The 18,610-nt window shown below is 69.0% G+C and carries 22 protein-coding genes; 18 read left to right on the forward strand and 4 right to left on the reverse strand.

Annotated elements, in window-relative coordinates; genetic code table 11:
* Nucleotides 1–193: 193 nt before the first annotated feature.
* The 3 genes from MFF64_RS08380 (at nt 194) to MFF64_RS08390 (ending at nt 1,462) form a co-directional block, all read left to right on the forward strand.
* Complete coding sequence (locus MFF64_RS08380; RefSeq protein WP_099905441.1) at nt 194–439, forward strand: hypothetical protein; 246 nt, start codon at nt 194–196, stop codon at nt 437–439.
* 121 nt (nt 440–560) lie between these two features.
* A complete protein-coding gene (locus MFF64_RS08385; protein ID WP_165795809.1) occupies nt 561–713 on the forward strand; it encodes a hypothetical protein in 153 nt (50 codons plus the stop codon).
* A 386-nt stretch (nt 714–1,099) separates the two neighbouring features.
* Entirely contained in the window at nt 1,100–1,462 is a 363-nt protein-coding gene (locus MFF64_RS08390; protein ID WP_048452352.1) for a DUF2794 domain-containing protein, read from the forward strand.
* Nucleotides 1,463–1,987: 525 nt separating this feature from the next.
* Here MFF64_RS08390 and MFF64_RS08395 read toward each other — a convergent pair.
* A complete protein-coding gene (locus tag MFF64_RS08395; protein ID WP_099905439.1) occupies nt 1,988–2,452 on the reverse strand; it encodes an outer membrane protein assembly factor BamE in 465 nt (154 codons plus the stop codon).
* A 198-nt stretch (nt 2,453–2,650) separates the two neighbouring features.
* Here MFF64_RS08395 and MFF64_RS08400 point away from each other — a divergent pair, with 198 nt between their 5' ends.
* The 13 genes from MFF64_RS08400 (at nt 2,651) to MFF64_RS08460 (ending at nt 14,604) form a co-directional block, all read left to right on the forward strand.
* Nucleotides 2,651–3,205, forward strand: coding sequence for a ubiquinol-cytochrome C chaperone family protein (locus tag MFF64_RS08400; RefSeq protein WP_099905437.1), 555 nt, complete (start codon nt 2,651–2,653; stop codon nt 3,203–3,205).
* 160 nt (nt 3,206–3,365) lie between these two features.
* A complete protein-coding gene (locus tag MFF64_RS08405; RefSeq protein ID WP_238190403.1) occupies nt 3,366–3,887 on the forward strand; it encodes a YceD family protein in 522 nt (173 codons plus the stop codon).
* Nucleotides 3,888–4,024: 137 nt separating this feature from the next.
* Entirely contained in the window at nt 4,025–5,059 is a 1,035-nt protein-coding gene (plsX, locus tag MFF64_RS08410; protein WP_099908071.1) for a phosphate acyltransferase PlsX, read from the forward strand.
* A 22-nt stretch (nt 5,060–5,081) separates the two neighbouring features.
* Nucleotides 5,082–6,059: a beta-ketoacyl-ACP synthase III gene (locus MFF64_RS08415; protein ID WP_099908073.1), complete on the forward strand. Its 978-nt coding sequence runs from the start codon at nt 5,082–5,084 to the stop codon at nt 6,057–6,059.
* A 118-nt stretch (nt 6,060–6,177) separates the two neighbouring features.
* Entirely contained in the window at nt 6,178–6,495 is a 318-nt protein-coding gene (locus tag MFF64_RS08420) for an integration host factor subunit alpha (protein WP_099908074.1), read from the forward strand.
* Nucleotides 6,496–6,538: 43 nt separating this feature from the next.
* A complete protein-coding gene (locus tag MFF64_RS08425; protein WP_238190405.1) occupies nt 6,539–7,066 on the forward strand; it encodes a MerR family transcriptional regulator in 528 nt (175 codons plus the stop codon).
* A 115-nt stretch (nt 7,067–7,181) separates the two neighbouring features.
* Nucleotides 7,182–7,469 carry a hypothetical protein gene (locus tag MFF64_RS08430; protein ID WP_099908096.1) on the forward strand — a complete coding sequence of 96 codons (288 nt, stop codon included), beginning with the start codon at nt 7,182–7,184 and terminating at the stop codon, nt 7,467–7,469.
* A gap of 118 nt (nt 7,470–7,587) precedes the next feature.
* Entirely contained in the window at nt 7,588–7,932 is a 345-nt protein-coding gene (locus tag MFF64_RS08435) for a PIN domain-containing protein (RefSeq protein WP_238190406.1), read from the forward strand.
* Nucleotides 7,933–8,044: 112 nt separating this feature from the next.
* Nucleotides 8,045–8,494, forward strand: coding sequence for a hypothetical protein (locus MFF64_RS08440; RefSeq protein WP_099908076.1), 450 nt, complete (start codon nt 8,045–8,047; stop codon nt 8,492–8,494).
* A 201-nt stretch (nt 8,495–8,695) separates the two neighbouring features.
* A complete protein-coding gene (locus tag MFF64_RS08445; RefSeq protein ID WP_099908078.1) occupies nt 8,696–9,175 on the forward strand; it encodes a 4-aminobutyrate aminotransferase in 480 nt (159 codons plus the stop codon).
* Between the two features lie 355 nt (nt 9,176–9,530).
* Nucleotides 9,531–11,483 (forward strand): PrkA family serine protein kinase, encoded by a 1,953-nt coding sequence (locus MFF64_RS08450; RefSeq protein ID WP_099908080.1) that lies wholly within the window; start codon nt 9,531–9,533, stop codon nt 11,481–11,483.
* 131 nt (nt 11,484–11,614) lie between these two features.
* A complete protein-coding gene (locus tag MFF64_RS08455; protein ID WP_099908082.1) occupies nt 11,615–12,928 on the forward strand; it encodes a YeaH/YhbH family protein in 1,314 nt (437 codons plus the stop codon).
* Nucleotides 12,929–13,023: 95 nt separating this feature from the next.
* Nucleotides 13,024–14,604: a SpoVR family protein gene (locus MFF64_RS08460; protein ID WP_099908084.1), complete on the forward strand. Its 1,581-nt coding sequence runs from the start codon at nt 13,024–13,026 to the stop codon at nt 14,602–14,604.
* 4 nt (nt 14,605–14,608) lie between these two features.
* On the opposite strand, the gene MFF64_RS08465 is transcribed toward MFF64_RS08460, so the two are convergent.
* Nucleotides 14,609–14,956, reverse strand: a complete 348-nt coding sequence (locus tag MFF64_RS08465) for a DUF1476 domain-containing protein (protein ID WP_099908086.1) — start codon at nt 14,954–14,956, stop codon at nt 14,609–14,611.
* 172 nt (nt 14,957–15,128) lie between these two features.
* On the opposite strand from MFF64_RS08465, the gene MFF64_RS08470 reads away from it, so the two are divergent.
* Together MFF64_RS08470 and MFF64_RS08475 are read left to right on the forward strand one after the other, a co-directional pair.
* A complete protein-coding gene (locus MFF64_RS08470; protein WP_099908088.1) occupies nt 15,129–15,620 on the forward strand; it encodes a YciE/YciF ferroxidase family protein in 492 nt (163 codons plus the stop codon).
* A 43-nt stretch (nt 15,621–15,663) separates the two neighbouring features.
* On the forward strand, nt 15,664–16,077 hold the full coding sequence (locus tag MFF64_RS08475; RefSeq protein WP_099908090.1) for a VOC family protein: 414 nt from the start codon (nt 15,664–15,666) through the stop codon (nt 16,075–16,077).
* 85 nt (nt 16,078–16,162) lie between these two features.
* Here MFF64_RS08475 and MFF64_RS08480 read toward each other — a convergent pair whose 3' ends face one another.
* Nucleotides 16,163–17,152 carry a glucokinase gene (locus MFF64_RS08480; protein WP_238190408.1) on the reverse strand — a complete coding sequence of 330 codons (990 nt, stop codon included), beginning with the start codon at nt 17,150–17,152 and terminating at the stop codon, nt 16,163–16,165.
* Nucleotides 17,153–17,220: 68 nt separating this feature from the next.
* On the reverse strand, nt 17,221–18,171 hold the full coding sequence (locus MFF64_RS08485) for a 3-hydroxyacyl-CoA dehydrogenase family protein (protein ID WP_099902874.1): 951 nt from the start codon (nt 18,169–18,171) through the stop codon (nt 17,221–17,223).
* Nucleotides 18,172–18,610 lie beyond the last annotated feature (439 nt).

Raw genomic sequence — 18,610 nt, forward strand, 5'->3', positions numbered from 1 at the left:
ACGTTCCCTTCCGGGCGGGGCGGCGCGATGATCGGAGCCGACGAACGTGCGCCGGATCGGGGAGGATGCGCGCCGAAAGCCCTGCGCGTCGATGACGCGCTCGCGCTTGGCGCGGGGCATTTGGCACGCCGCATGCCGCTCCCGGTCTCCGGCCCCGCTCGGCCCGGATTCAACCGCTGGAGGTACGCCGTCCATGAAGGTCGCCCTCGCCGTCGCCGCGCTCTCCCTCGTCCAGCCGACGCATTCCTGGTACCCCTACGAGTGCTGCTCGGACCAGGATTGCGAGCCGATCTCCGACGCCGTCGAGGTGCCGGGCGGCTACCAGACGCATGGGATCTTCGTGCCGATGGCGAAGGTGCGGCCGAGCCAGGACGGGCGCTATCACTGGTGCCATCGCGGTGGCTACGTGTTCTGCTTCTTCGCGCCGCTGGCGGGGTGAGGCCCCGGGACCAGGAGCCTCTGGCGGCCGGGAAGCCCTCTTGGCGGACGGACGGCTTGCTGGCACCTCTGGGCGGCGGGCGCGTTCCCGAAGGGCAGCGACCCCGCGAAGAGGAGGATGCATGACCACGCCGCCGCGGCAGAACCCCGTCCTGGCGCTCGCCTTGCCCGTCGCGCTCCTGGCCGGCGCCCTGACGATCGGGTTCTGGACGCTCGACCACATCCGGATCACCCGTGCCCGCGCGCTCGCCGCTCAGATGTGGATGCAGCCATAGGCGCCGGCTCAAAAAAGGACCGCGCTCCGAGGAGGCGGCCCTGAAGTCATTTGGGTCTCGAAACCTCGGAGGAGGCCCGGCCCGCCGGCATCACGGGGGCTGGGGGGCTGGGTACCGGAGCGGCCGACGGGCTGGGCCATGAGGTCGGCTTACTCCTGCGCGCGCATCAAGGCCGGCGCGCGGCGCGATTGTGGCGTTTTGTGGGCGAATGCGCCCGTTTCCGTGTATTTCTGCTTCGCATCATCGCGTTGCCGGCCACCTGTCTCTCCAGCGCAACCCTTGCGGGGCTGTCAGCGTCATCCCATCATGGTCGGAGGTGGGCCGTTCGCCGGCTCGCCACCGCTGCGCCCCTCGGGCGCGAATCACCCCGACAGGCAGGAGACACGATGAGCGAAGGAGAGACGGCCGAAAGCTGGAGCGCCGGCGCCCATGTGGTGCCATTCCCGCGCGCCGCACCGCAGGTGTCATTCCATCGCGACGAGTTGCGCATCATCCTGAACCTCTACGGCCGCATGGTCGCTGAGGGTGAATGGCGGGACTACACGATCGACTTCACCCGCGAGAAGGCGGTGTTCGCCATCCACCGCCGCACCTCCGAGCGACCGCTCTACCGCATCGAGAAGGATCCCCGCCTCGCCCGGCGCCAGGGCGCCTACGCGGTGATCGCCGAGACCGGGCGGATCCTGAAGCGCGGCCACGACCTGGCGCAGGTGCTGCGCGTGCTGGAGAAGCCGCTCCGGGTGGTGTGAGGATTGACGACCGCCGTCCTGACAGGCGCGACGGCCGGACCTCTCCCCCTCTGCGCAGGGCTGCCCGGGGAAAGCTCGGACGTCGACAGCAAGCCGGGCAAAAGCAACCGGGCAGGAGCGAGTTTCCGTCGTTCGTGTCGGGGCGGCGGTGGCTGGTCAAGCCCGGCGAGATGGCAGGGTTCGACCAGGCCCTGCCGCACGACGTCGATCCGTTCGGCTTGCAGCATGATCGCTCGCCCGATCCGAGCGTCGTCGACGGCGGCATCGGTGATCCCCAGGGCGGCAGCCTGCCGGGTGTCGGGTCATCGGTCCCACGCAAGCCTGAGCCCGCGGATGCGGCCGTTCCCGCGCGCCCAGGGCTGGCGGGCGTCCGACGGGATGGGAGCGGCGTTGCGGACCTGCCGCAGGGCGCGCGTTCGTGGTGCAGGCGGCGCCCGGGATCGGCGCCCAGAGCCGCGAAGGTCCCGGCCGAGGAGGCCGGCGGGTCGGCGAGGGCGCGCTGGTCGCGGCGCGCCCCGCAAACGCCTACCGCGCGTTGCCGAACGGCTCGAACTTGGTCAGGCCGCGCATCAGCTGGCCGAGGAAGGCCTGCTCGCCGCCGCTGGTCGGCGTGGTGCGGGAGATGAAGTCGAACACCTTGCCGTCCTGCTCGCCGTAGAGCGCCACGCGCTCGACCTTGAAGCCGGCGTTGAAGTACACCGCCAGGACGCGCTGGTCCTTCGGGCGCTCGCCCATGAACATCACGGTGCGCTGGGTGTTCTGGCTGATGTAGTACCAGGACTTGTTGCCGACCGTGGAGACGGTGGTGGGCGTGCCGAGGAGCTGCAGCACCTGCTCGGCGCTGGCACCGGGCCGCACCTGGGCCACGGCGGCATCGTCGATGATGTAGCCGTGCCGGAACTCTTCGCCGATCACGCAGCCCGCGGCCGACAGACCGATCAGGCCGGCCGCGGCGAGGCGGAGGAGCGACGGTGTGAAGCGGCGCGGCATCGAGACCTCGGGAAACGGGTGCGGGACAGTTGTCGGCCGGCCGGACGGCAGCCTTGCGCGAGAAGCGACCGCTGCCGTACCCCGGGGTTGTGGCGTTGGCAAGGCACGGCCAAGCTTCGCCTGACGATGTTCGGCCATGGATGGAAAGCCCCGGCGCGGTGGCGGTACGGGGCGATGCGGAAGGCGAGACACCTCACGATGATTCGAAACCCCTTCCGCCGCGAGGATGCCCGCCGGCGCGCCATCGAGGCGCTGCACATCCGCATCAATGCCGGGGCCCGGGTGCCGGCGCTCTACCTCGATCTCGGCGTGCCCGACACGGTGGAGGGCCGGTTCGAGGCCCTGTGCCTGCACGTCGTGCTGGTGCTGCGCCGCCTGCGCCATCTTCCCGCCCCGGCGGCGGACGTGGCCCAGGACCTCGTCAACTCGGTGTTCGAGCAGCTCGACTCGTCCCTGCGCGAGCTCGGGGTCGGCGATATGGGGGTATCGAAGCGGATGAAGAAGCTGGCGCAGGCCTTCTACGGCCGCGCGAGCGCCTACGACGCCGCCCTCGATGCCGGCGACCGCGACGCCCTGGCGGCGACGCTCGCCCGCAACGTGCTGGCCCGCGAGGAGCCCGAGGCGGCGCGAGGCCTCGCGGCTTACGTGGCGGCGGCCGATGCCGCCCTCGCCGGGACCGACCTCGACGCCCTGATGGCGACGGGCCCGGCCCTGCCCGACCCGGCGGGGTTCGGCGGCCCGGCGCAGGCCTGACGCGGATCCCCGCGTCACCGCCTCTTGCGCGCATCCCGCCGGCCTCTTGCGCCGGGGCGGGGCGCGACGCATCTCGGAGGGATCGGGCCCGACCGCGCGCCTCGCAAGGTCGCCGCGTCCGGGTCCCTCGCTCATCCAGGATCGAACTAAAGGCACGTCCATGACCCCCGACAGCGTCGGCCCGTTCTCCCGCCCGATCCTGGTCGAGCGCACACTGAAGACCGGCCAGCCCGTCACCGTCGAGGCCAACGAGGAGGAGCGCGCCGCGCTCGCCCGCGATTTCGGCCTGCCGGGAATCGCACGGCTCGCCGGCACCTACCGGCTGTCCGGCTCGCTGCACCGGCTCCAGGTCACCGGCACCGTCGAGGCGGCGCTGACCCAGACCTGCGTGGTGACTCTCGAGCCGTTCGACGGCACGGTGACGGAAGAGGTCGACGTCGATTTCGCCGACCAGGACGCCTTCGCGGGCACGCCGGCCGAGGATGCCGACATCCCCGACCCGATCGTGAACGGCCGCATCGACCTCGGCAGCCTGACCGCCGAGTTCCTCGCGCTCGGCCTCGACCCCTATCCGCGCAAGCCCGGCGTCGCCTTCGATCTGCCGGCGGCTGAAGAGGAGGAGACGCCCTTCGCCGCGCTCCAGGGCCTGAAGGGCCAGGGACCCGAGGGGAAGGACGGCTGACGACGGGCCGACGCCCCACGCCCAGGCTTCAGAATTCGTTTGCGGCCCGGCGCCGGGTCGCTATTTTCCGCCGCGCCGCGGACCCCCTTCCTTGTTCCCGTGTCCCCGGCGGATCCGAGAGGCTGTTCGACACCCCCATGTCCCAGAGAGTGCGCATCTCGCTCGACGCGATGGGCGGCGATCACGGTCCCTCGACGGTCGTGCCCGGTGCGGGGCTCGCCCGCGAGCGCCACCCCGAGACGACCTTCCTGATGTTCGGCGACGAGGCGGTGCTCACTCCCCTGGTCGCGGCCGAGCCGCGCCTGAAGGGCGCGGTCGAGATCCGCCACACCACCGTGGCGGTCGCCATGGACGAGAAGCCGAGCCAGGCGGTGCGCTCCGGCCGCGGCAAGTCGTCGATGTGGAAGGCGATCCAGGCGGTGCGCGACGGCGAGGCCGACGCCGCGGTGTCGGCCGGCAATACCGGCGCGCTGATGGCGATGTCGAAGATCTGCCTCAAGACGATGTCGCACATCGAGCGCCCGGCCATCGCCTGCCTGTGGCCGACGGTGCGGGGCGAGAGCGTGGTGCTCGATGTCGGCGCCACCATCGGCACCGACGCCAACCACCTCGTCGACATGGCGGTGATGGGCGCCGCGATGGCCCGCATCGTGTTCGACCTCGACCGGCCGACCGTAGGGCTCCTCAACGTCGGCACCGAGGAGATGAAGGGCAACGAGGCGGTCAAGGAGGCGGCGCGCATGCTGCGCGAGGCCGACCTGCCCGGCCTCGCTTATCACGGCTTCGTCGAGGGCACCGATCTCGGCCGCGGCACCGTGGACGTGGTGGTGACCGAGGGCTTCACCGGCAACATCGCCCTCAAGACCGCCGAGGGAACCGCCAAGCAGATCGCCGCGTACCTGAAAGGGGCGATGGGCCGGACGCTGATGGCGAAGATCGGCTACCTGTTCGCCCGCGGCGCCTTCCGGGCCCTGCGCGAGAAGATGAACCCGAGCCGGGCCAATGGCGGCGTCTTCCTCGGCCTCGAGGGCATCGTCATCAAGAGCCACGGCGCCGCCGACGCCGAGGGCTTCGCCAGCGCCATCGACATCGCCCACGACATGGCCCGCCACGACCTGATGCGGACGATCCGGGAGCGCCTCGACGCCGCGCCGGCTCAGGCTTCGGCATAGGTACGGGATTGGGGAGGAGATCATGACCCGCCTTCGCTCGGTGGTGCGGGGCTGCGGCTCCTACCTGCCGCGGACCGTCGTCACCAACGACGACCTCGCCGCCCGGGTCGAGACCTCGGACGACTGGATCATCCAGCGCACCGGCATCCGCCAGCGCCACATCGCCGAACCCGACGAGACCACCTCGGTGCTCGGCATCAAGGCGGCGCAGGCCGCCCTGCACGATGCCGGCATCGATCCCTCGACGATCGACCTCGTGATCTGCGCGACCTCGACGCCGGACCACACCTTCCCGTCGACCGCGACGCAGATCCAGGCCGGGCTCGGCATCCACGCCGGCGCCGCCTTCGACCTCCAGGCGGTCTGCGCCGGCTTCGTCTACGCGGTCGCCACCGCCGACAAGTTCCTGACCACGGGAGCGGCCACCCGCGCCCTGGTGGTCGGCGCCGAGACCTTTTCGCGGTTGCTCGACTGGGAGGACCGGACCACCTGCGTGCTGTTCGGCGACGGTGCCGGCGCCGTGGTGCTGGAGGCGCAACCCGGCGAGGGCCATTCCGGCGACCGCGGCGTGCTGACGAGCCAGCTCCGGGCCGACGGCCGCCACCGGGAGAAGCTCTACGTCGATGGCGGGCCGGGCTCGACCGGGACGACGGGCAAGCTGCGCATGGTCGGCAAGGAGGTGTTCCGGTTCGCCGTCGGCTCGGTCACCGACGTGATCGCGCAGGCCTTCGAGGCCACCGGCACCACCGCGGAGGATCTCGACTGGTTCGTGCCGCACCAGGCCAACCGGCGGATCATCGAGGCCTCGGCCGACAAGCTCGGCATCGCCCGCGAGAAGGTGGTGCTGACGGTCGACCGCCACGGCAACACCTCGGCCGCCTCGATCCCGCTCGCCCTCGATGCGGCCTGCCGCGACGGCCGGATCAAGCGCGGCGACCTCGTGATGATCGAGGCGATCGGCGGCGGTTTCACCTGGGGCAGCGCGCTGATCCGCTGGTAGACCTGTAAAGTATCCGGGAACCCGCCCGGCGCCCGGTTGACCCGGCGCGCATCGCCGATTAGCGTGCGCGATCATAGACATACGTTGTTCGTGAATCAGCCGCCGGGGGAGCAGCACGATGGCAGGCAAGACGGTCACGCGGGCCGATCTGAGCGAGGCCGTCTACCAGCGGGTCGGCCTGTCGCGGACGGAATCCGCCGCCCTGGTGGAGACCGTGCTGTCGGAGATCTGCGGCTGCCTCTCCTCCGGCGAGACCGTGAAGCTGTCCTCCTTCGGCTCCTTCGTGGTGCGCGACAAGGGCAAGCGGGTCGGCCGCAACCCGAAGACCGGCGTCGAGGTGGCGATCGAGCCGCGCCGGGTGATGGTGTTCAAGCCCTCGAACGTGCTCAAGGCCCGGATCAACGGCGACGCCGCCCCGGACGACGACGACGGGTGAGCCGCGTCTGCGCTGGCGCATGGGCTGACGCAGGATCGGGCCGATGACCGGGATGCCGATCGAGGACGAGGATCTTCCCGAGCCTGGCGGGGCCGACGCCCCCGGCCGGGCGCTCCTGCCCGAGAAGGAGCCCGGCGCCTTCCGCACCATCAGCGAGGTCGCCGAGGATCTCGACCTGCCCCAGCACGTGCTGCGCTTCTGGGAGACCCGCTTCACCCAGGTGCGCCCGCTCAAGCGCGGCGGCAACCGGCGCTACTACCGGCCCGACGACGTCGACCTCCTGCGCGGCATCCGCCGCCTCCTCTACGGCCAGGGCTACACGATCCGGGGCGCCCAGCGCGTCCTGCGCGAGCGCGGCATGCGCTTCGTCCAGGCAGTCGGCCGCGGCGAGCAGGTCGCCCCGGCCTTCGTCGAATCCGACCACGAGCCGGAGCCCGAGACCGCCCCGCCGCCGCTGGGGCGGGCGGACCGGGCGAGCCTCAACGCGGTGCTGGACGAACTGCGAGCATGCCGGCGGCAGATCGCCCAGGTGAGAATGTCGGGTTCCGTGAGCGATGGCTCACGCAAGTAGGTACGGCGCTGACCCTATTCGCATTGATCCCTGACGCGGCGCATCAGGATGGAGCGGGACGTTGACGATCGAGGGGTGCGCGGCATCCTCTTGCTCATGCGAAATGGAGTCGGCCGTGGAAGTGAAGGAAGCGGTATCCAGAGCCAAGCACTATCCGGCAGATGTCTTCTCTGACGAAGAAATATCTGACATCCGACTTGAAGAGGTCGAATTTGATAAGCTGGACAGGTCTTGGCTTATAACGCTTGGATTCCTCCAACCAGACTTCGAGACGAATTCTGTCGAGGCTATCAGAAAAAATCCTTTGCAGCGGCCCACGCGCCAGATCTACAAAATCGTCCGAATTCCCGAAAGCGACAGCGAATTTCCGTCGATGAAGACTCGTGTCCTCGGCGAGCCATGAGGCGTAGCATCATCTTGGATACGCAGTTGATCGTCCTGCTTGCGGTCGGACAGGCCGATCGTAGCATGATCAGAAAACATAAAAATTTAACCGAGTCCCGATTCAGGATTTCGATCTCTTGATGCTGCTGTTGGGATCGGAGCCGAGTCTCATCCTGCTCCCGAACACGGTGTCTGAAGCCGCCAATTTGCTGCGCCAGCATCGCGATCCCGAACGAAGAATCATCATGGAAACGTTCAAGAGTTTCATCCACGCCCATTGCGAGCGGGACGTCGCCAGCAAGGTCGCAACATCGAGACGAGAATACAGGCGACTTGGAGTTGCCGATGCGGCGATTCTCGAGAGCTGCACGGACGCCTGTGAAATCCTCACGGCCGACGCAGACCTTCATGTCACCGCATCGGGACTCGGGATGCGATCCAGGAACCTCAACCATATGCGCGAGGACTACGGAATACTCTGATACGTGTTCGAGTCTCCCGCAACCCGGCTCGAACAGACGGGTGCGCCAGCTCCCAAAGCAGCATTTTTCGCGAGATCGCAGAACCCACCGCCCGGCACCGCGTTACGCGCACATGGCCGAATCCCGCCGCCACGCTTCTCCGACCACCGAGCTGATCGCGCGGCTGATGCGCGTCGTGCGCACCTGCCCGGAGGCGACGGCCGACGTGCTCGAACTGGTGCTGCTGGTGAGCCAGATCGAGGCGATCCCCGTGGTCGACCGGGACTACCGCGATGCCAGGCGGGTGATCTCCCGCCTGCGCCACCCGCTCTGGGACATGACGCCCGACCAGCGCGAGGTGCTGCGCAAGGCCGCCGACACCATCCGGGATGCCTGCCGCCTGCGCGAGACCGACATCCCCGCCGACCCGATCGGCGATGCCGGCGAGCGGGCGCGGGTCGAGCGCGGGCTCGCCTCGGCCCTTGCGGGAGAGTTCACGCCGGCCCAGATCGCCCGGGTGACCGGCGCCACGCTGGCGGTGCTTCAGGCGGCGACCGGCGACGAGCCGGGGGAGGGGGCATGATGATCGGCGACTATCCGGTCGAGGGACGGGGCTACTGGCTCTGGCTCGGCGGCGTGGCCCTGCTCGGGCTGTTCAACCTGTTCGTGATGCTGGTCCTGCACTGACGGCGGTTTCCACCACGGAACCGACGGCGCGGCTCTCGACGCGGACGGGCCCGCTCACCACATGCGGCCGGCATCCCCTCGGAGAGCTTGAGCCCACATGACCAGCCCCTTCCGCCCGACCCTGGCGCTCGCCGTCCTGCTGGCCGCCGGGCCCGTGCTGGCCGCCGGCCCCGCCCTGGCACAGACCGCCGCCAAGGTCCGCGAGCACTCCGTCGCCTCCGGCAAGCAGGTCCGGCTGGTGATGGTGCCGAACCTGAAGAAGGATTGCTCGCTCGGGCCGCAGCCCGAGCTGAAGGTCACGAGCCCGCCGAAGAACGGCGCCTTGATCCAGCGCGCCGGCAAGGTGAAGACCCCCGCCACCTATCGATGCCCGAACGCCGAGGCCAACGTCCAGGCCCTGTTCTACGAGAGCAAGGCCGGCTTCACCGGCAGCGACGAGGTCACGGTGGAGATCAAGGGCACCGACGGCAACGTGAGCACCCAGACGATCAAGCTGACGGTCGGGGCCGCGGGCACCAAGGAAGGCCCCAAGGACAGCGGCAAGGACGGCGCGAAGAAGGACAGCACCGACCTCTGAGCGCCGGTCGGCCCTGCGCCCGACGCGCAGGACGAAACGAAGCGGGAACGCTGACCTGACGGCCGGCGTTCCTCCCCTGTCCCGCGGGGCTGCCGACGGCGCTCCGAGGGGTGTGGAAAAACCGGAACAGGCGTGGCCTTTACGGCACAGGGCCGGTGGGTCACCGGCTTTCGCATTGGCGGATCTGCAACTTTCCCGGCCGCCGCGGCACGCGCCTTGCCCGCAGCCGGCCTGCATACAGGCTCCTGGCCGCCTCCGCACCCCTCCTTCCGTCGCCGCGCTGCGACAAACATGGGGATATCGATTGCATCCGAGGCGGGACAGGATGATCCTGGCGATGTCGTGAGGGTCCGGAATGCCAATGCCGTCAGCGAGCGACCTCTTTCAAACTTTCGCGCGCAGCTACGAGTCCCGTCGGGACGCGGAGCTGTCGCTGTCCGAATATCTCGAAGCCTGCCGTGACAATCCCCTGATGTACGCGAGTGCGCCGGAGCGCATTCTCGACGCGATCGGCCAGCCCGAGTTCATCGACACGGCGCGGGATTCCCGCCTGGGCCGGATCTTCATGAACCGGACCATCCGGATTTATCCGGCCTTCTCCGAGTTCTACGGCATGGAGGAGACGATCGAGCGCATCGTCTCGTTCTTCCGCCATGCCGCGCAGGGCCTGGAGGAGCGCAAGCAGATCCTCTACCTGCTCGGGCCGGTGGGCGGCGGCAAGTCGTCCCTCGCCGAGCGGCTGAAGGCCCTGATGGAGGTGCACCCGATCTACGTGCTCAAGGCCGGCAACGAGATGAGCCCGGTCTTCGAGAGCCCGCTGGTGCTGTTCGACCCCGAGACGATGGGGCCGATGATCGAGGAGCGCTACGGCGTGCCGCGCCGGCGCCTCACCGGTCTGATGAGCCCCTGGTGCCTCAAGCGCCTCGACGAGTTCGGCGGCGACATCTCGAAGTTCAAGGTCGTCAAGGTCAACCCGTCCCGCCTGCGCCAGATCGCGATCGCCAAGACCGAACCGGGCGACGAGAACAACCAGGACATCTCGTCCCTGGTCGGCAAGGTCGACATCCGCAAGCTCGAGACCCTGAGCCAGGCCGATCCCGACGCCTACTCCTACTCGGGCGGCCTCAACCGGGCAAACCAGGGCATTCTCGAATTCGTCGAGATGTTCAAGGCGCCGATCAAGATGCTGCACCCCCTGCTCACCGCCACGCAGGAGGGCAACTACGTCGGAACCGAGAATATCGGGGCGATCCCGTTCACCGGCATCATCCTCGCCCACTCGAACGAGGCCGAGTGGCAGAGCTTCAAGACCAACAAGAACAACGAAGCCTTCATCGACCGCATCTACGTCATCAAGGTGCCCTACTGCCTGCGGGTGACCGAGGAGCAGCGGATCTACGAGAAGCTGGTTTCGGGGTCGGAACTCGCCTCGGCCCGCTGCGCCCCCGGCACCCTGGAGATGCTGGCCCGGTTCTCGGTGCTCTCGCGCCTGCGCGAGCACGCGAACTCGAACGTCTTCTCCAAGATGCGGGTCTATGACGGCGAGTCCCTGCGCGAGGTCGATCCACGTGCCCGCTCGATGCAGGAATACAAGGACACCGCCGGCGTCGACGAGGGCATGGACGGGATCTCGACCCGCTTCGCCTTCAAGGTGATGGCCGCCACTTTCAACCACGACACCACCGAGGTCTCGGCCGACCCGGTCCACCTGATGTACGTGCTTGAGCAGTCGCTGCGCCGCGAGCAGCTCCCGCCCGAGACCGAGAAGCGCTACCTCGAATTCATCAAGGGCGAACTGGCGCCGCGCTACGCCGAGTTCATCGGCCACGAGATTCAGAAAGCCTACCTCGAATCCTACCACGATTACGGCCAGAACCTGTTCGACCGCTACATCGACTATGCCGATGCCTGGATCGAGGACCAGGACTTCAAGGACCCGGAGACCGGGCAGCTGCTCAATCGCGAGCTGCTGAACCAGGAACTCACCAAGATCGAGAAGCCCGCAGGTATCGCCAACCCGAAGGATTTTCGCAATGAGGTGGTGAAGTTCGCCCTGCGCTCGCGGGCCCAGCACGGCGGGCGCAACCCGTCCTGGACCTCCTACGAGAAGATCCGCGAGGTGATCGAGCGGCGGATGTTCAGCCAGGTGGAGGAACTGCTGCCGGTGATCTCCTTCGGCTCGAAGAAGGACAGCGAGACCGAGAAGAAGCACGGTGAGTTCGTCGAGCGGATGAAGGACCGTGGCTACACCGAGCGGCAGGTCCGCCGCCTGGTCGAGTGGTACATGCGCGTCAAGCAGGCGGGCTGACCGGATTAGACCCATCGCGGCCCGCGGGATCGTCTCCCGCGGGCTTACCCCCAAAGGGAGACCCCGAGGGGAGCGGTGGCGGGGGATGGACCCGATACGGTATGATGGCGTGATCGGAGAGCGCGAAGCGGATGCACATCATCGATCGACGCCTCAATCCTGGCGGCAAGAGCCTGGCGAACCGGCAGCGCTTCCTGCGCCGGGTCCGGGACGTGGCCCAGCGCGCCGTGCGCGAGGCGGCCCGGGATAAGGACATCAAGGATCTCGGCAAGGACGGCAACGTCACCGTTCCGGTCGACGGCGTGCGCGAGCCGAAATTCACCCGCAACCCCTCGACCGGGGTGCAGGACCACATCCTGCCCGGCAACAAGACCTACATCGAGGGTGACCTGATCGAGCGCCCACCGGGCGGCGGCGGGGGAGGGGGCGGCAGCGGCGAGGCCGGCGACGGCGGGGCTGACGGCGAGGATACGTTCCGCTTCGTCCTGACCCGCGAGGAGTTCCTGGAGCTCTTCCTCGAAGATCTCGAACTGCCCGATCTCGCCAAGCGCCGCCTCGCGGTGGTCGAGACCGCGACCCTGCGCCGGGCCGGCTACACGGTGTCGGGCTCGCCCGCCAACCTCGCCCTGGGGCGCACCCTGCGCAATTCTCTGTCGCGGCGCATCGCCCTCAAGCGGCCCAAGGCCGCCGAGATGGAGACCCTGGAGGAGGAGATCCGGGCGCTGGAGGAGAGCCAGCCCGACGCGGTGATCCTCGACGAGCTGAAGGCGGAACTGGAGCGCTTGCGCACCCGCTCGCAGCGCATTCCCTACGTCGATCCGATCGACCTGCGCTACCGGCGCTTCGAGCCCTATCCGCGTCCCGTCGCCCAGGCGGTGATGTTCTGCCTGATGGACGTCTCGGGCTCGATGACCGAGCACATGAAGGATCTCGCCAAGCGGTTCTACATCCTGCTGCACATCTTCCTGACCCGGCGCTACAAGCACGTCGAGATCGTCTTCATCCGCCACACCGACCACGCCAAGGAGGTCGACGAGGAGACGTTCTTCGGCTCGCGCGAGACCGGCGGCACGCTGGTCTCCTCGGCGCTGGTCGAGATGAAGCGGATCATCGCCGAGCGCTACAACCCCGAGGACTGGAACATCTACGCCGCCCAGGCCTCGGACGGCGACAACGTGTCGAGCGACGGCGCCACCTCGCAGGACCTCCTGCGCACCGCGATCCTGCCGGCCTGCCAGTACTTCGCCTATCTCGAGGTCGGCGACGAGGGTGGGCCGCGGGCGGGCTTCGTCGAGCATCGCACCACGCTCTGGCGCACCTACGAGCCGGTCTCGAAGACCAATTCGGTGCTGGCCATGCGCAAGGTCAACCACCGCCGCGACATCTACCCGGTCTTCCGCGAGCTGTTCGCCCGCAAGGCCGGTCAGGAGGCCGCTGCACCGTGACGAAGCGCGGCCCGGCAGCGGGCCGCGGCGACGCAACTTCGGTTCGCATCCCACCGCCGGGGGATGCTTCAAGGCACCGGGAGGTCCGACGCCCGATGAGTTCCGCCACCTTCGGCGCGCGGCCCGCCGGCCCGGCCGTGATCGCCAAGCACGCTCCGCTCTTCACCGGCAACGACTGGGACTTCGACACGATCCGGCGCATCCACGACGCCTGCGAGGCGATCGCCGGACCCGAGCTTGGCCTGAGCTGGTACCCGAACCAGATCGAGATCATCACCGCCGAGCAGATGCTGGACGCCTACGCGTCGATCGGCATGCCGCTGTTCTACAAGCACTGGTCGTTCGGCAAGCACTTCGCCCAGCACGAGGCCGGCTACCGCCGCGGCCTGATGGGGCTGGCCTACGAGATCGTCATCAATTCCGACCCGTGCATCTCCTACATCATGGAGGAGAATACGGCGACGATGCAGACGCTGGTGATCGCTCACGCTGCCTTCGGCCACAACCACTTCTTCAAGAACAACTACCTGTTCCGCCAGTGGACGGACGCCGAGGGCATCCTCGACTACCTGGACTTCGCCAAGACCTTCATCTCGCGCTGCGAGGAGCGCTACGGGCACAACGCCGTCGAGGCGGTGCTGGACGCCGCCCACGCCCTGATGAACCAGGGCGTCCACCGCTACCCGCGCAAGAAGCGGCCCGACCTCTCCTCCGAGCAGCGCCGCGAGCGCGAGCGCCAGGAGCACCAGGAGAGGATGTACAACGACCTGTGGCGCACCCTGCCGGCCAAGGCCCAGGCCGGCAGGCCGGACCCGCAGGCCGAGCGGCGCCGGGCACTGCTGGAACTGCCGCAGGAGAACATCCTCTACTTCCTGGAGAAGGCGGCGCCGCGGCTGCAGCCCTGGCAGCGCGAGATCCTGCGCATCGTCCGCCACGTGGCGCAGTACTTCTACCCGCAGCGCCAGACCAAGGTGATGAACGAGGGCTGCGCCACCTACAACCACTACCGGATCATGACCCGGTTGTCGGAGACCGGGCAGATCAACGAGGCGGCCTACCTCGAATTCCTGCAATCGCACACCAACGTGATCCGGCAGCCGACCTACGACGACCGGCATTACGGCGGTCACAACCCCTACGCCATCGGCTTCGCGATGATGACGGACATCGCCCGCATCTGCACCGAGCCGACCGACGAGGACCGGGCCTGGTTCCCCGACATCGCCGGCAGCGGCGACGCGATGGAGGTGCTACGCGACGTCTGGGCGAATTACCGCGACGAGAGCTTCATCGCGCAGTTCCTCAGCCCGAAGCTGATGCGCCAGCTGCGGCTGTTCCACGTCACCGACGATCCCGATAAGCCGGAACTCCGGGTCGAGGCGATTCACGACGAGCGCGGCTACCGGCGCCTGCGCCGGGCCTTCGCGCGGCAATACGACGTCGCCTGGCTCGACCCCGACATCGAGGTGGTCGACGTCGACCTCGAGGGCGACCGCAAGCTGATCCTGCACCACAAGGTGCTCAACCGCGTGCTGCTCAACAAGGACGACGCGATGCGGGTGCTGCAGCACCTCGCCGACCTGTGGGGTTACGACGTGCTGATGAAGGAGGTCGACACCGCGACCGGCGCCGTGCTCAAGGAGCACACTGCCAGCGCGCGGCCGACCTTCTTCTAGAGCGTCAGTCCCGGGCCTGCTCGCGCACGGTCCGGGCCGCCTCGACACCGTAGCGGGCGATCAGCCCCGGCAGAGCCTCGGCCTCGGCTTCGGCACCTCCGGCCGCGAGGTCGGCCCGCAGGCGCTCGACCAGGGCCTCGTCCGAGGTGCGGCCGAAGGCGGGCGGGACCGCGCCCGCCTCGACCAGGCGGCTCTTGTAGGCTTCCGCCTCGCTGCCGGTGAGATTCAGGCGCTGGCACATCCAGGCGCCGAGCATCTTGTTGCGCCGGGCGAGCGCGAGGAACCGCAGCTCCTCGTCGAGAGCGAACAATGCCTCGGCGGCCCGCTCCCGCTCCTCGAACATCGTGGCCATGGCGTCGTCTCCCTCGGATCCACGCCCCCTGTCTTTGAGAATGGCGACGATCGGCCTCCGAGACCAGATCGCTTCGCAGAGCCGTGATCCCGGCAAGCCCGTCATCCGAGCAGGAACGAAGCCGGGCGTCCGCGAGTTGCCGGGGCACATCGGTACCCCACGGGAGCATCTTATGGCCGACGACAAGAACCTTCGGGCGCTCTTCCTGCACCAGCTCAAGGACACCTACTTCGCCGAGAACGCGATCCTGAAGGCGCTGCCGAAGATGGCCCAGGCGGCTCGCTCGGAGGAGCTGCGGGGCGCGTTCAGCGTCCATGTCGAGGAGACCCGCGAGCAGGTGAAGCGGCTCGACCAGGTCTTCCGGATCGTGGGCGAGAAGCCCGAGGGCGTCACCTGCCAGGCGATCCAGGGCATCATCGCCGAAGGCGAGGAGGTGATGCAGGAATTCTCCGGCAGCGACGCGCTCGATGCCGGGTTGATCGCCGCCGCGCAGGCGGTGGAGCATTACGAGATCACCCGCTACGGCACCCTGCTGGCCTGGGCCCGGCAGCTCGGCTTCAGCGAGGCCGAGGACCTGATCAAGGAGACCCTGGTCGAGGAGGAGAACACCGACGAGCTCCTGTCCGAGCTCGCCGAGGATGCGGTCAACCCGGCCGCGGCGTAACCGCGACGGCCGCCCGCGCGTTCATCCTGGCGGAGGTGGCGCCATGCCGGAGATCGCCGGGATCCTCGAGACGGTCCTCTACGTCGACGACCTCGCGCGGGCGGCCGCGTTCTGGGGCGGGCCGATGGGCCTGTCCTGCATCCACGAGGATCACCGGATGCGGGCCTACGACGTCGCCGGGCGCGGCGTCCTGCTGCTGTTTCCCCGCGGCGGCTCCCTGCACCCGATCGCGACACCCGGCGGTACCATCCCGCCGCATGACGGGTCGGGTCCGTTGCACCTCGCCCTGTCGATCCCGGCCGACGCGCTGGAGGCGTGGGAGCGGCATCTCGCAGCGCACGGCATCGCGATCGAGGGGCGGACGACCTGGCCGCGCGGCGGCGTCAGCCTGTATTTCCGCGATCCGGACGGGCACTTGGTGGAGCTGGCGACGCCGGGCTTGTGGAAGGGGTATTGAGCCAGAGCCTCCGCCCTTTCCCGGACGACCGAAGCGTCAGCGGAAGGAGATCCGGGACAGGGAGGGCGAGTGAAAGCCCGGCGCCTCACGCCGTCCAGTGCTGCCCGTCATGCGCGAACCGGTCGGGCTGGCAGGCCAGCGCCGAGAGGCCGGTCAGCGCCGGGTCGGCGATGGTGATGACGCAGGTCGGGATCTGGCTCATCCGGTCGGAGAAGGGCGGCTTGTGCTCGAAGGCCTCCCGGAAGGTGCCCTCGTTCAGCACGTCGAGGATCCGGGGCGCGATGCCGCCGCCGATATAGACCCCGCCGGTCGCCAGGAAGGTGAGGGCGAGATCGCCGCAGAGTCGTCCGAGCAGCTTGGAGAACACCCGCAGGGTGCGTTGCGCCGCCGGGTCCCCGTCGGACATCCCGCGCTCGGTGATGGTCTTCGGGTCCATCTCGCCGCCGCCGAGGCCGGCATGGAGCCGGGTGAGGCCGGGGCCGGAGAGCAGGGATTCGACAGTGATGCGGCCTTCGATCCGGGCGAGGCGCGGCCAGAACTCGGCCTCCTCCGCGTCGCTGGGCCCGAAATCGGTGTGGCCGGCCTCGGTCGAGACGATGGCGAGCTGCTTGCCGTAGGGCACCAGGCCGGCGGCGCCGAAGCCGGTGCCGGGGCCGAGCACGAGGCGCGCCCCGCCCGCAGGCGAGAGCACGGGGCCGATCTGTTCGAGGATCGAGCGGTCTCGGCCCGCCGGGTCGAGGGCGGCGGCGCCGGCGGCCACCGGCACGTAGTCGTTGACGATCCGGCAGCTGGCGAGCCCGAAATCGCGACCGATCCGCTCGCCCTCGATCACCCAATGGGCGTTGGTGAGATGCACCGCCGGCCCGTCGACCCGGGCGGCCACCGCCAGGATCGCGGAGCGGGGCGGGGCCACCGTGCTGTGGGCCAGCGCGGCGCGGATCGCCGCGCTCGGGTCGGGATAGGCGGCGGTCTTGTCGTGGGCGAGCACGACGGGGTCCGCCCCCGGCTTCTCCTGCACGGCGAAGCGCGCGTTGGTGCCACCGATGTCGCCGAACAGGACCGGGAAGTCGAACATGGACCGCCGCACCGCCTTTTGCCTCAGGGCTTTCGGTTATAGCGCCGCAGCGGCCCCGGTCGACAGGCTCAGGCGCCCTCCATCCGGCCGACATCCTTCATCGCGCGCTTGAGGGCGAGCAGGCGGCGGTCGCGGTCGCGGAACAGCTCGGCCGGGTCGCGCCCGCCCCAGTCGAAGAAGCCCTTGCCGGCCATCACGCCGGTGCGGCCCTGCGCCACCAGGTCGTCGATCGCCTCCGAGCGGGTGCGCGAAGGGGGCGGGCTGTAGCTCGCATTGGCGAGAGCGTGGCGCAGCAGCTCGATGCCGGTGAAATCCGCTTTGGCGAAGTGGCCGAGGATCGGGATGCGCAAGGCGAGGCCGTGGATGATCGCGTCGTCGATCTCGCGGGCCGAAGCCACGCCCTCGTCGAGCAGGTGGTAGACCTCGGCCGAGATCGCCGACTGGATCCGGTTGGCGACGTAACCCGGGATGAAGCGCTTGAGCACGATCGGCACCTGGCCGAGGCCGAGGACGAGCTGGCGCGCCTCCTCGATCACCGCCGGATCGGTGTGCGGCCCCGGCACCACGTCGACGAGGTCGACGATGTAGGGCGGGGTGTACCAGTGCATCACGAGGGCCCGCGCCTGCCGCGCCTCCGGGATCAGCGGGAAGACGTCGAGGTAGCTGGTGTTGCTGGCGATCCGGGTCTCGGGGTTGCAGAGCCGGTCGAGCTCGGCGAACAAGGTCCGCTTGGCCTCCGGGTTCTCGGTGATCGCCTCGATGACGAGGCTCGTCCCGGCGACGGTGGCGCCGAGATCGGGTTCGAGGCGGATCACTTCCGCCACCCGCCCCGGCGTCCAATCGGCGGAGACGGCGCCGGCCTCGCGCAGGGTGTCGAGGGCGGAGGCGATCAGGCCCGGCACCCGCTCCAGGGTCTCAGGCCGGCTGTCGGTCAGCCGCACCCGGTGCCCGCCGAGCGCCAGAACCAGGGCGATCCCGTGCCCCATCAGCCCGGCCCCGATGACCGCGATCTCGCTCATGGTGTCCTCCCGTGTTGATGATCGTTGGCGCAAAGCATGACGTGCTCGCGCAGGTCCCTTCGACACTCTCTATCGTTGTCCCGGGACTCGCCGGAGGCGAGAACCCGGGATTGTCTGTTGGTTCGGTTGTCGGATGATCGCATTCTGCCTCGGCGGGATGCCCGGTCCGGATGGCCGAGCCAGACCGGCCTCCGATCCGCGAGCATCCCGGGATGGGGCTCGCGCCCGTCGTCATCTGGCTCGCCGGTCCGCACTCCTTGCCACGCTTGATGAGTTGCCGGGGCCTCTCGCCGGCGCCCGCAGACACTCGCAAGCGGCCACAGGATAGACCCGGAGGATGAAACCCGCCACCTCGCCCACCCGCTTCATCGGCGCCGAGGCCGGCACTGACGAGACCGTTATCCGCGACAACGCCCGGCGCGCGGCTGCGCGAGGCCTG

Source organism: Methylobacterium frigidaeris (assembly GCF_022179185.1).
GTDB lineage: Bacteria > Pseudomonadota > Alphaproteobacteria > Rhizobiales > Beijerinckiaceae > Methylobacterium > Methylobacterium frigidaeris.

Coding starts and splice junctions, on each gene's coding strand:
- MFF64_RS08380 (WP_099905441.1), top strand. CDS start 194: ATGAAGGTCGCCCTCGCCGTCGCCGCGCTCTCCCTCGTCCAGCCGACG.
- MFF64_RS08385 (WP_165795809.1), top strand. CDS start 561: ATGACCACGCCGCCGCGGCAGAACCCCGTCCTGGCGCTCGCCTTGCCC.
- MFF64_RS08390 (WP_048452352.1), top strand. CDS start 1,100: ATGAGCGAAGGAGAGACGGCCGAAAGCTGGAGCGCCGGCGCCCATGTG.
- MFF64_RS08395 (WP_099905439.1), bottom strand. CDS start 2,452: ATGCCGCGCCGCTTCACACCGTCGCTCCTCCGCCTCGCCGCGGCCGGC.
- MFF64_RS08400 (WP_099905437.1), top strand. CDS start 2,651: ATGATTCGAAACCCCTTCCGCCGCGAGGATGCCCGCCGGCGCGCCATC.
- MFF64_RS08405 (WP_238190403.1), top strand. CDS start 3,366: ATGACCCCCGACAGCGTCGGCCCGTTCTCCCGCCCGATCCTGGTCGAG.
- plsX (WP_099908071.1), top strand. CDS start 4,025: ATGTCCCAGAGAGTGCGCATCTCGCTCGACGCGATGGGCGGCGATCAC.
- MFF64_RS08415 (WP_099908073.1), top strand. CDS start 5,082: ATGACCCGCCTTCGCTCGGTGGTGCGGGGCTGCGGCTCCTACCTGCCG.
- MFF64_RS08420 (WP_099908074.1), top strand. CDS start 6,178: ATGGCAGGCAAGACGGTCACGCGGGCCGATCTGAGCGAGGCCGTCTAC.
- MFF64_RS08425 (WP_238190405.1), top strand. CDS start 6,539: ATGACCGGGATGCCGATCGAGGACGAGGATCTTCCCGAGCCTGGCGGG.
- MFF64_RS08440 (WP_099908076.1), top strand. CDS start 8,045: ATGGCCGAATCCCGCCGCCACGCTTCTCCGACCACCGAGCTGATCGCG.
- MFF64_RS08445 (WP_099908078.1), top strand. CDS start 8,696: ATGACCAGCCCCTTCCGCCCGACCCTGGCGCTCGCCGTCCTGCTGGCC.
- MFF64_RS08450 (WP_099908080.1), top strand. CDS start 9,531: ATGCCAATGCCGTCAGCGAGCGACCTCTTTCAAACTTTCGCGCGCAGC.
- MFF64_RS08455 (WP_099908082.1), top strand. CDS start 11,615: ATGCACATCATCGATCGACGCCTCAATCCTGGCGGCAAGAGCCTGGCG.
- MFF64_RS08460 (WP_099908084.1), top strand. CDS start 13,024: ATGAGTTCCGCCACCTTCGGCGCGCGGCCCGCCGGCCCGGCCGTGATC.
- MFF64_RS08465 (WP_099908086.1), bottom strand. CDS start 14,956: ATGGCCACGATGTTCGAGGAGCGGGAGCGGGCCGCCGAGGCATTGTTC.
- MFF64_RS08470 (WP_099908088.1), top strand. CDS start 15,129: ATGGCCGACGACAAGAACCTTCGGGCGCTCTTCCTGCACCAGCTCAAG.
- MFF64_RS08475 (WP_099908090.1), top strand. CDS start 15,664: ATGCCGGAGATCGCCGGGATCCTCGAGACGGTCCTCTACGTCGACGAC.
- MFF64_RS08480 (WP_238190408.1), bottom strand. CDS start 17,152: ATGTTCGACTTCCCGGTCCTGTTCGGCGACATCGGTGGCACCAACGCG.
- MFF64_RS08485 (WP_099902874.1), bottom strand. CDS start 18,171: ATGAGCGAGATCGCGGTCATCGGGGCCGGGCTGATGGGGCACGGGATC.